2 protein-coding genes and 1 pseudogene are annotated in these 3,870 nt (G+C 72.1%); 2 read left to right on the forward strand and 1 reads right to left on the reverse strand.

The features are described from left to right. Positions 1-122: 122 nt before the first annotated feature. On the forward strand, positions 123-965 hold the full coding sequence (locus ADK64_RS03095; RefSeq protein WP_053654600.1) for a hypothetical protein: 843 nt from the start codon (positions 123-125) through the stop codon (positions 963-965). On the opposite strand, the gene ADK64_RS03100 is transcribed toward ADK64_RS03095, so the two are convergent. Beyond that, positions 952-3,378 carry a polysaccharide lyase 8 family protein gene (locus ADK64_RS03100; protein ID WP_053654601.1) on the reverse strand — a complete coding sequence of 809 codons (2,427 nt, stop codon included), beginning with the start codon at positions 3,376-3,378 and terminating at the stop codon, positions 952-954. The genes ADK64_RS03095 and ADK64_RS03100 overlap by 14 nt on opposite strands. Positions 3,379-3,611: 233 nt before the next feature. Here ADK64_RS03100 and ADK64_RS46945 point away from each other — a divergent pair. After that, positions 3,612-3,870, forward strand: a pseudogene (locus ADK64_RS46945) (peptidoglycan-binding protein); the annotation flags it as partial.

Genomic DNA, 3,870 nt, shown 5'->3' on the forward strand with positions numbered 1-3,870 from the left:
CCGCCCGCCCCCTGCGACGTAACCTTTCTCCACCGTGCCGGGACCGGCCCGTGTCGGCAGGCCTTGCCTGCGGCCGCGGGACACCGGCCGTCCCCGTACCGGCCCGTCCGAGGAGACCCCGCATGCCCGCCGCCCGTCCCCGTCTGCTCTACGTCACCGACCTGGCGTACCGGGCCCGCGGGCGCCGCTACTGCGACGAGGACATCTTCCTCACCTCCCGGCTCCGCGCCCGCTTCGACCTCGCCCTGTGCCACCCGCTGGACGCGGCCGCGCTGATGGACGGCTTCGACGCCGTGGTCGTCCGCAACAGCGGGCCCGTCCTCGGCTACCAGAGCGCCTACGACGCCTTCCGCACGCGGGCGCTCGCCGACGGGGTCCGGGTGTACAACCCGCTCACCGGCAAGGCGGACATGGCCGGCAAACAGTACCTGCTCGACCTGAGCGCCGCCGGCTTCCCCGTCATCCCGACCGTCGGCGGCGCCGAGGACCTGCACCGGCTGCCGCCCGTGGAGCGGTACGTGGTCAAGCCGATGCTCGGCGCGGACTCCGTCGGCCTGCGGACCGTGCCCGCCGGGCAGGTCGCCGCGGCGGCCGGCGGCGAGGTGCTCATCCAGCCCTGCGTCGACTTCGTCCACGAGGTGTCCTTCTACTTCGTCGACGACGACTTCCAGTACGCCCTGTACGCCCCCGACCCGGAGCGCCGCTGGGAGCTGAAGCCGTACGCCGCGACCGCCGCCGACCTGGAGTTCGCCCGGCGCTTCATCGACTGGAACGACCTCGGCCACGGCATCCAGCGCGTGGACGCCTGCCGTACCCGTGACGGCGGCCTGCTGCTCGTGGAACTGGAGGACCTCAACCCCTACCTGTCGCTGGAGGCGCTGCCCGAGGAGGCCAGGGACGCCTTCGTCACCGCGTTCACGGCGTCCCTGAACCGGTTCACGCGCGGCGCCCTCACCCCAGCCTGACCGTCACCCGCTGCGTGGCCCCCGCCGTGCCCGTGAGATCGCCGAAGGCCAGCCTCAGCGTGGTGCCGGTGGCCGCCGAGGCGAGCGTGGCCGGTGCGGACGTGACCGCAGCGACCGCCCGCCGCCAGGTCAGGGTGAGCCCGGTGCGCATACGCATCGGATCGCTCATCGCGATCACGGCGGTGCCGTCGTCGCGTTCACTGATCATCACGCAGCACGGATCGCTCGCGGTGAGCGTTCCGACCGTTCCGCCGAACCAGAAGTTCACCCCGGTGAAACCGAGCGAACGCACCGAAACGCCCTGCTGGCTGTCCGTGTTGGCGAGCACCGTCAGCCACTGCGTGTCCGCCGCTCGCGCCCGGGTGGCGGCCACGCTCGCACCCGGGAGCAGGAGGTAGGCGTACGACGCGTTCACCGGATCGGTGCCGTGATCGACGTACAGCGTCAGGTACTTGCGGTTCACGACGGTCGTCGAGCCGCCCTTGTTGATCGTGCTCCAGCTGCCGTCCCGGGCCTCGCGCAGCGCCCGTACCGTCGCCCCGCCGGGAAGGACATAGCCGCCGTGTCCGCCGATGCAGGCCCACTTGGCCCCGGTGAGCGTGGCCGACCAGGGGTAGGCGGCGGGTTCGAGCGTGCCGTCGACGGTGAAGGGGGCGCCGCCGGTGGGGCCGAGGTTGCGGTTGTCCACCGTCGTCTCCACGGCCGTGCCGTCGGTGCAGGTGATGCCGGCGCCGAGGCAGACCACCGTGTCGTCCAGGAAGAACCACGACTTCTTCGCCACCAGGGTCGACTGCAGGCCCTTGAGATACTGCCCGACGGCGGCGCGCTGTCCGTCGGTCGCCCCGCCCACCCAGTTCACGTCCGGTTTCGCCGCACCCCAGTCGCCGCCCGCCGCATCCGCCAGTGCCTTGCGGGAGGCCGTCGTACCCGGCAGCCGGTAGGGGTCCACGGTGGGCCAGAAGGCGTCGCTGTACTGGCCGTTGGCGAAGGAGTCGCCCCACCAGTAGAGCATTCCGGAACCGGTGTGCCAGCCGCGCAGGTTCTCGCCGTTGCCGGTCTCGTAATAGGTGATCCTCTTGTCGGCCATGCTCAGCGCGGCCGCCCAGCCCGGTCTGCGATGGGTGGCCCGCTCCATGGCGGGGAAGAGCCGGTGCCCGGTGGGCTCGGCGACCGCCGTGACCGAGCCGTCGTCCTGAACCGCCTCGAGCCGGGCCAGATGCGGCAGGCTCAGCACCGGGTCGGCCAGCGGCGGGCTGTAGTAGTCGCGCTGCATCCAGCCCTTGACCAGAGCCCGCCAGCGCGCGTTCTCCGTGCTGCTCGCGCCCTGACCGAGCAGCACGATCGAGGCGAGGATCGGGTGGCCGCGCAGATGGTCGTCCTGCTGGATCTGCTGCGGGTCCGCCGCCGTGAGCCCCCGGCTGATCGCCCGGCCCGCGACGCCGTCCATGACCAGGCCGTTGTAGAGGAACGGCGCCCAGGAGTGCTCCACCGCGTCGAAGACGATCTGCCGGTTCGGGTCCGTCACCTCCCAGCCGGAGCCCGCCAGCAGCGCGAACAGCAGACCCAGCCCGCCGAGCAGCACCGAGCCGTAGGAGCCGGTGTACGGCACGGAGGTGTGCTGGATGAACGAGCCGTCGGCGTACAGACCGTCGCCCGAGGTGACGTACGGGAAGACGGGCGAGAGGGCGTCACGGGCCAGCGCCACCTTGGCCGCACTGGCCCCGACGACTCCGCGCAGCGCCAGCACCCGGCACAGGTCCACCCGGTTGGCGCCCGTGCTCGTCCCGCTGTAGGACGCCACCGCCGAGTCGGGCACGAAGTGGTCCACCGCGGCGAGGTAGCCGGCGAGCTGGGTGGCCGACAGGGCGTCGTACATCAGCACGCACACGTCGAGCAGCGCCTGCGGGGCGCCGATCTGCCAGCTGTACCAGTTCCCGTACGGGGCCTGACTCGCGTTGTAGACGTCGTCGTGCAGGTGGTCCAGGCCGGTGAGGATCGCGGCCCGCAGATCCGCGTCGCCGGTCAGCCCGGTCCCCGGCTGGCAGTAGGCCTGCGCGAGCGTGCTCAGCCGGGTGTAACTGGTGTTCATGTTGCCCGAGTAGCCGTACGACTCCTGGTCGGTGTCCGGGTCCGGGTCGGCGTAGACCAGGTCGGGCCACAGGGAGCCGGTGGCGGGGGCCATCGAGGACCGGTACCCGTTCGCCGTCGTACCCAGGCCGGCGAGCCGGGACGTGAACGGTGCGGCGGCGGGGTCGAACCCCTCGCCGAGGATCAGGGTGCGCCATCGCGCCCGCAGTGTCGCGAACTCGTCCGTCTCCGCGACCGCCCGGGTGCCGAAGCCCAGGGCGACAGCGGTGCCGGAACAGACGGCCAGAAAACCACGGCGTGACCAAGGATGTGACCGAGTCGTCATGACGGCGGTTTCTAGCACGCGCTTTCTTAAACGCTCAACACATCTTACCGAGTTGAGCGATTCGATCGTTTGGTGGGCGGGGTGACGGTCTGGGCGCAGGGCCCGGTGGAGAGAGGCGGCACGCGCCTGCGCGGGGTGCTCCTGAACGGGGGCGCCGTCGTGGCCGTATCCGAGCAAGGGGACCTCGCGAGTCCCGCCCGTCCGGAACGGGCGCGGGACGGAAGGAGAGCCAGGTGTCGACACCGCCCGAACCTGAACCACCGCGCCCCGGACCGGACCTGGAACCCGTCCGGGTGCTACGGGCCCGCCGCTTCGACGCCCTCGCGGAGCTGATGCGGGAGTTCCGGCCGGAACCGGTCACCTACGAGCCCGTCGCCACGGCACCGGGCCCGCACCCCACCCCGGAGCGAGCGGCACCCGTGGCCGAGGACGACACACAGGAACTGCCGCACGTGCCCCCGCCCCCCCCCCCCCCCCGCGCGGCCCGCCGCC

It is taken from the genome of Streptomyces sp. MMG1121 (genome assembly GCF_001280015.1).
Classification (GTDB): Bacteria; Actinomycetota; Actinomycetes; order Streptomycetales; family Streptomycetaceae; genus Streptomyces.